General features: G+C 72.2%; 4 protein-coding genes. 1 reads left to right on the top strand and 3 read right to left on the bottom strand.

The window, feature by feature from the left end:
* Positions 1-230 precede the first annotated feature (230 nt).
* Both AC08OO_RS04380 and AC08OO_RS04375 read right to left on the bottom strand, forming a co-directional pair.
* A complete protein-coding gene (locus tag AC08OO_RS04380; RefSeq protein ID WP_476618254.1) occupies positions 231-1,982 on the bottom strand; it encodes an FAD-dependent oxidoreductase in 1,752 nt (583 codons plus the stop codon).
* A 142-nt stretch (positions 1,983-2,124) separates the two neighbouring features.
* On the bottom strand, positions 2,125-3,576 hold the full coding sequence (locus tag AC08OO_RS04375) for a hypothetical protein (RefSeq protein ID WP_476609803.1): 1,452 nt from the start codon (positions 3,574-3,576) through the stop codon (positions 2,125-2,127).
* A gap of 1,143 nt (positions 3,577-4,719) precedes the next feature.
* Between AC08OO_RS04375 and AC08OO_RS04370 the strand changes: the two genes are divergently transcribed.
* Positions 4,720-5,628: a universal stress protein gene (locus tag AC08OO_RS04370; RefSeq protein WP_476609804.1), complete on the top strand. Its 909-nt coding sequence runs from the start codon at positions 4,720-4,722 to the stop codon at positions 5,626-5,628.
* A 21-nt stretch (positions 5,629-5,649) separates the two neighbouring features.
* Here AC08OO_RS04370 and AC08OO_RS04365 read toward each other — a convergent pair whose 3' ends face one another.
* A complete protein-coding gene (locus AC08OO_RS04365; protein ID WP_476609805.1) occupies positions 5,650-7,614 on the bottom strand; it encodes a C2 family cysteine protease in 1,965 nt (654 codons plus the stop codon).
* Positions 7,615-7,620: the final 6 nt, after the last annotated feature.

Genomic DNA, 7,620 nt, shown 5'->3' with positions numbered 1-7,620 from the left:
CGCCGGCACCACCGCACCCCCCGCCGGCACGGATACCCGGGGCGCCTTCGACGAAGGCCTGTCCGACTCGGCGACCCCTGACTTCGAGGAGTTGCCCGGCGTCGACCCGTCGCGCGGTGCGCCCAGCCGGCGGCGCTGAGATCACGTGCCGGCGATCGGCGTGCCGGGCAAAGCGTGGCTGCCGGACACGCCCGCATCCCGGCAGCTCGTGGCCAGCATCCGGCAACCGGTCACCTCGTCCCCGCGACCGGGCCGACCGGGCCGACCGGGCCGACCACGCGGTAGGTCCCGGGAGCGCCGGCTGGGACGGCGGGGTGCGCCGGTGCTCTCGGCGCAACCGGCCGGTAGGCCGCCCCGAGGGGTGGGCGCGGGTCGGGTTCCCCCTTGTTCGGCCAGAAGGACATCGCCCGTTCGGCCTGCGCAGTGATGGTCAACGACGGGTTCGCGCCGAGGTTCGCCGAGACCGCGGCGCCGTCGACGACGTGCAGCCCCTCGTATCCGAAGACCCGGTGGTAGGGATCGATTACTCCGGTGGTGGGATCCGTGCCGATGGGGGCCCCGCCGAGGATGTGCGCGGTCAGCGGGATGTTGGCGATCTCGCCGATCGACCCGCCGGGGTAGCCGCCCATCCTGGCCGCGATCCGGCGGGCGGCGTCGTTGCCCTCCGGGATCCAGGAGGGGTTCGGCTCACCGTGTCCCTGCCGACTCGTCAGCCAGCCGAGACCGAACGGTCCACGGCGCAGGGAGACGATCAACGAGTTGTCCCACGACTGCATGACCAGCGCAATGATGGTCCGCTCGGACCATCGCCAGGGCAGTGACGACGCCAGCGCCTGATGTGGGTGGAGCACGACCTGACGCAGGTATTTCAGCCAGCGCGGCACCCGCCCGCCGCCGTCGGTCATCGACGCGCTGATCAGTGCCATCAGGTTGCTCCCCCGGCCGTAGCGCACGGGTTCGATGTGGGTGTGCTCGTCGGGGTGGAAGGACGAGGTGATCGCGACTCCCCGGGCGATCCGCCGATCAGGGCGCAGCCTGGATGCGCCCAGGATCGCCTCGGAGTTCGTCCGGGTGAGATGACCGAGCCGGCCGGACAACGCCGGCAGGTCACCGCTCTGTTTCATCGCCAGCAGCAGCCGCTGGGTGCCCAGGGTGCCGGCGGCGAACACGACCTGCTCCGCGGTGAGGGTACGTCGCCGACGCCGGACGAGACCCCCCGTCCGGACCATGTCGAGCTCATACCCGCCGGTCGAGCGTGGCCGGACAGCCGTGACCGTGGTGTCCGGGACTACCCGCACACCGGCCCGCTCGGCCAGGTACAGGTAGTTACAGTCGAGGGTGTTCTTGGCCCCTCGACGGCAGCCGCTCATGCACTCCCCGCACTCTACGCATCCCGTCCGAGCCGGGCCGGCGCCGCCGAAGTACGGGTCGGGGACACGCACGCCGGGTTCCCGGCGGCCGTCGCGGCCGAAGAAGACACCGACCGGCGCCGCCGCGAAGGTGGACCCGACCCGCATCTCCTCGGCGACCCTGCGGAACACCTCGTCGGAGTACGTCGTCGTCGGGTTGGGATTCACCCCGAGCATGCGTTCGGCCTGGTCGAAGAACGGCTCCAGCTCACGGCGCCAGTCGGTGATGTCCCGCCACTGCGGGTCGGTATAGAAGGCGTCGAGCGGGCGGTACAGCGTGTTCGCGTAGACGACCGAGCCGCCACCGACCGCCGTTCCGGACAGCACCACGACCCGACCCAACCAGGTGATCTTCTGGATACCGTGGCAGCCCAACCGCGGCATCCACAGATACCGGCGAACGTGCCAGCTGTTCTTCGGCAGCGTGTCCGGGGTGAACCGGCGACCGGCCTCCAGCACGAGGACACGATGGCCCTTCTCCGCGAGCCGTAGCGCGCTGACGCTGCCGCCGAACCCGCTCCCGATCACGATCACGTCGGCGTCATAGCCGCCGTCCGACCCGGAATCAGCCACGGGTGTCGTCCACCGAAGTCACCATGACTTCCCATGATGGGCTGTCGCTGGGACTATGCAACACCATCCGCCACTGACCGTCACCATCCGCGGCCCGCCACGGCGGGCCGCGGCGGGCGACCCGGACCACAGGTCGACCGGCTCAGGCCGCGCCGTCAGCCGCCGACTGGCTCGCCATCTGGGCATGCGCACGTCCCGCGCGAGCGGCCTCCTCGATAGCCTCCAGCGGTGGCCGCGGGATCGACACGGGCGGCGCCTCGGATTCCGGGCGGGCGGCTCGGGACCCGTAGGCCTCCCATCCTGGGCGTCCGGGCGTGGGTCCCTTCTCCTTCGCGGTGCGGGTGTAGCGCCCGCGCCCCTGGCTCGGGACGGTGGAACCCGGCGTCGGTCCGGTCCTGATCCCCCGGTTCTCCAGGCAGGCGCGGCAGTTGCAGTCGGCGGACGCCCTGGGCAGGCGATCGAGTCGCCAGGACAGATTGTCGATCTCGTCGCCATCCCCGACCAGGACACCGGTCGTGATGATGTGCACTAGATGCAGGGCCAGTTCGACCGGTTCCCAGCTGTCCTCCTCCAGGATCACCCGCAGTTTCTGGTAGATAGCCAGGTAGTCGGACGTCGGGCGCCGCATCGCGTTCGCGAGGACCGTGATCACCTGGCTGGCGGCCAGGGTCATCGGCTCGGGCGGCGGAGGGGGCAACGGGACTGTCGGGGCGCCCCGCTCCGGTTCGGGAGTCGACGCGTCCGCTGCCCCAGCGGTCTCGTCCGTCGGGACGTGTGGCTCGTCCGTCACGGCCCCGCGGGTGGCGGGATCGACGGTGCCCACGGCCGGGGCCGGTTGGGGGTCGCCCTCCGCTCGGACGTCACCCGGCTCCGGCTGGTCTGAACGGGCGGTGTCCGGATCATCCGAACCGGCGGTGTCCGGGCGGTCGGCGCCCCTCGAGGGGGCGAGGTTGACCGCCGGGCTGGCGGCACCAGGCGAGCCATCGCCCGCCACGGACGCCATCGCCCGGGGACGACGGCCGACCGCAGACACCGTCCGCAGGCCGATCCGGCCACGGCGACCGCCGCGGCGCCGGCGGGCGGGCGCGGCCGAGGCTGCGGTTGCCGAGCCGGCCTCCGGAGACGCCGGAGACGCGGACGCCGGAGACGCCGGAGACGCCGGAGACGCGGACGCCGGAGAGGATGCGACGTCGGCCGCGACCAGGCGGACCTCGCCTGCCCGTACGGCGGCCTCGGGGATGCTCAGGGCTAACCGCGTCGTCCTGCCGGCCGCGGGCCGGGCCACCGTCGCCAACCAGCCCTGGTTGCGCAACCTGGTGATCTGGCGCTGCACGTGGGTCCGGCTGTAACCGGTCTCCGCGACCAGGGTGACCAGGCCGGGGGCGCTCACCGCGGCACCGGCGGGCGCCGCCGACGGAACCTCGGCGACGTGGCTCGCCAGCGTCAACGCGACCAGCTTCGCCGCCGATGGCAGGGCCGCCCGCAGCACCGCCCGCTGCCATCCCCCGCGATCGGACACCAGCGTGCCCGGCTCCTGCGCACGGACCAGAACCAGAGCACCGGGGAGGGCAAGCTGGGTCACGGCCGACGCCACGTGCCTCCCTTCCTCGGCGGGGTCACTCGAAGCTGACGGACTGCGCCCGCCCGAGCGGACCGGGGCGGGTTGCCCGGGGATCATGCCGACCTGAACGGGTTCGGTGGGTCGGGGACCGGTCAACGTCTGTCCAGGCACGGTACTCCGTGCCTGGAGGGGAGGCTCCTGGGGAGGGCCACCACATTCACATGAAGAGGACATGACTTCATCACCCTCGTTGGGGACTCGTGGTGCGACAGACGCATCAAACATCGCGCGACTGACGCAAAGCAAAAGATGGGGCCAGCGGCCACGAAAAGGCCACACCGGGCCATCCGGAAAGACCTCCCGAGCAGTTCTTCTCCCCGCCTTCAACCTCATCGGGTGACACCAGAAAGCGATTTTTAATCCGTCATCTTCAAATCCTTATTACCGCGTCACCCGGCGGGACGGCATCCCCGGGGAGGAGGACTTGGCGGCGTGGAGGATCCCCCCGCCACCTCGCCGGAGGGATGGCCGGAGGGATGGCCGAAGGGATGGCCGCCGCAGTGACCGCCGCAGTGACCGCGCCCGAGTACACCCTGCCCACGGCACGTGCGGAGGAAAGTCCGGGCGCGCTCACCGGTTGAACCGGCCCGCCGGTATCCGGAACTACGACGGGACTCGGCGCACAAGAAAAATCGATGGGAACCGGAACACCGGGAGAAACCGGACCGCCCGGTCACGGCATTCTTCGTCCTTGCCCGGCGAGGCCGGGCGGGAACAGCCACCTCGCCCGATCGACCCGCCGCCACACAACGGACGCCAACCACCGTCGCCGACAACAGAGATCGTGGACCTCCATTGTCGCACCTCGTCGTCTTATCGATCGATCACGGCAGGGGAGCGGCTGGCGCCCAGTGGCTTCCGCTCCGACGACGGGGTTACCGAGGACAGGTGACCCAACCATTCACCACTTCTCACCATGGATCACGTCGACGGGTGGGAAGGATGGTCCAACGTAGGGTTCACCTGGCCAGAACACACGGAAACAACACCGGAAGCTGTTGATCGGCGGGCGGCTCCACTCCGCGTTGGCCCCCCGCGTTGGCCTCCCCTGCGGGCGAACGGGGTTCCCCGCCGACCAGCCGGGTATCCCGGACCGGGCTTCGAAGGAGGCGGACGATGGCCGACATCGTGGTCGGGGTCGATGGTTCCGAGGGCTCCCACACGGCGCTGCGCTGGGCGTTCACCGAGGCGGAGTGGCAGGGGTGCGGCATCCAAGCCGTGATCGGCTTCGCCCGTGGTCCGGCCCAGTCCGGGATGCGGGCCGGCCTGGCGCAGGCTGCCGAGCGGACGCTGCACGAAACCGTGACGGCGGTCACGCCACCGGGATCGATCGTCTCCGTAACGGAGCAGGCCGTGGACCTGCCGGGCGCGGAGGCCCTGCTGACGGTCGGCCGCGACGCCCGCATGATCGTGGTCGGCGCCCGGGGGCAGGGGCTGCTGCACCGGCTGCGGATCGGGTCGGTCAGTGCCTCCGTCGCCGTACACGCCACGGTTCCGGTCGTGATCGCCCGCGGTGACGTCGAGGCCGCGACCGCCGGCTCGGGTGCGACCGCCGCCGAAGGCACGACCCCGGATGGTGCACCGTCCCGACCGTCCCGACCGATCGCCGTGGGTGTGGACGGCTCCCCCAACGCCCTGTCGGCCCTCGCCTGGGCCGCCGGGGAGGCCGCACTGCGCGGGGTTCCGCTGATCGCCGTGCACGCCTGGCTCTCGGCGATCCCGTTGCCGTTCGCCGAGGCACCGGGGGAGATCACCCAGGCCCTGGAGGACCAGGCCCGGGCCGTGCTCGACGAGTCCATCGCGGGCGTCCGCGACCGCGGCCAACTGCCGGCCGGACTGGGCCTACGGGCCGTGGTGGTGCCCGCCTCGGCCACCCAGGCCTTGATCGCCAAGGGTCGCGAGTGCGATCTCGTCGTCGTCGGCGCCCGCGGTCACGGCGGCTTCGCCGAGCTGCTGCTGGGATCGGTCAGCCACCAGTGCATGCTTCACTGCCCCACCCCGGTGGCGATCATTCGGCAGCGGTAGCGGGGCGGCAGCCACCGACCGTCAACGGGTCGGGCCGTGCACGACCGCATGCGTGTCCGGGAGGATCCCGTCCCAGGCGTACCACCGCTCGTTGTTCTGCCCGGGCGCCGGATCCCACGGATTACGCAGCAGCACCCGCCGGCGCGCCACGTCCACGGCGAGCAGGGTGTAGGCGTGCGCCGCGACGAGTCCGCCGGATCGGGTTCGACGCCGGGTGGTCACGATCACCACCTCGCCGTCGGCGAGGAGCTCCCCGAGGGCGGGAACGGTCGCCTCGTGGGCGGCGAACACGTGCGCCGATCGCCCGGTGAGCGTCCGCAGGGCCGTCGCCGCATTTCCGAATTCGATGGCGGGATAGCCGCCGTGCAGCCGGGCGTAGGCCTTCTCGTACAGCGCCGGCCACAGCTCCGGCCGTCCCGCCGCGTCGTCGCCGTCCATCGCGACCTCCTCGTACCCAGCCGCACGCGACCGGGAGGTACCCGGCGCCCGCGGCCCGGGTGCCTCGTCCTCCGATCGATCCTCCGATCGCCCGTACGGCGGCTGGACCCGACGAGCGGGCAGGGCGGCCGTGACGGTGACGCCCACGCCTGCGCCGGCCGGTCCGCGGGGGTGCATGATGATCGTGACAGTGCCGTTGGGGTTGGCTCGCAGCCGCTCCGCGAGTAGTCCGGGATCCTGGCGGGCGATGCCGATCAGCGCCGCGACGAGGTAGCAGTCGGCGACGCCGCCCTGCCCCACATCGCTCGGGCTGATCCCGTCACGCACCGTCGGGTCGCCGGTGCGGTCGACCGCCACGACCTCGCCGGAGCGTCCGCGGACGACAGGGTAGCCGGGTTCGAGCCATGGGAAGGCCAGCAGGACGTCTCCGATCATGGCCGAGGAGGCCCCGGCGATCAGGGCGTCGGTGAGGTCGGCCAGCGCCGGCAGGTAACCAAGGATACCGGGGCTCGGATTTTCGATCGCCCGGGCGGCCACCGCGGCAAGGACCGCCAGAGGCCGGCCGCGCAGCCGGGAGATGACCGCCTGGCGCATCACCGCGGACAGGCCGGCCAGCCGAACGCTGATCGCCGTCAGATCATTGACGGTCACCGTCGCCGGATCCGTGCCGATGCGGGCGACCAGCTCGGCCGCGGCGAAACGCGCCATCCGCCGGTCGATGCCGCGCGCCATGGCCGGCGCTCCGACAGCGACCGCGTGCAGTCCGAACCCGACGGGGTCGTCCTGTCCGGACAAGCCAGCCAGACCGAGCAGGCCAGCCGGACCGGACGGTTTGCGCTCCCCGAACAGGCAGTGCGGATCGGACCAGTCCACGCCGCCGAACGGACCGGGCAGCCGGCTCAACCGTCCCCCGTCCGCGGCGACGGCTCGGGCCAGGGCGGCCGACCGGTCGCCCGCCGCCCGCAGGCGGTCGGACAGGACGCCCAGCAGGACCGGATCGAACAGAACGGTTTCGTCAATCGGAACCTTCACGGCGGGCCTGCCGTCGCCGGTATCGCCGGTATCGCCGGAGCCTCCGATAGCCCCGGGCAGATCCTCCCTCCCCCCGGCATCGCCCTCGACGCCAGCGGTGGCCAGTCCGTGCGCCAGCATCCACACCCGTGGGTCGTTCCCGACGCCGCCGGACGCGTCGAACCGGCGCAGCCGGGCGAGCTCGTCGGCGGATACCACGGCAGCCGCGCCGAGACCGAGGCGCAGGGCGTGGGCACGCTCGTCGTACCGCTCGGCGAGCCAGTCGAGCAGCCCGGCCCGATCGCGCAGCACCCCGGCGCCGACGTCGAGCGCCCGCTGCCAGTCGTCCAGCCGGGCGGCGCACCGGATCCGCCACGGTGACCGCCATGCCCGCGGGGTGTCGGCGGCACGCGCACCGGCCAGCACCCCGGCCACCTCCGGGACGAGTCGGCGCAGCCGTGCGGCGCACTCGCGCAGCTCGCCCGCGGCCGCGGCGAGGGCCGCGACATCACGGGGTGTACCAAGGTCTGCTCGCATCGGGCA

This window comes from Frankia sp. CeCAU1, from assembly GCF_977971845.1.
Note: the sequence above shows the minus strand (reverse complement) of the source record. Positions and strands in the feature narration are given on the sequence as shown.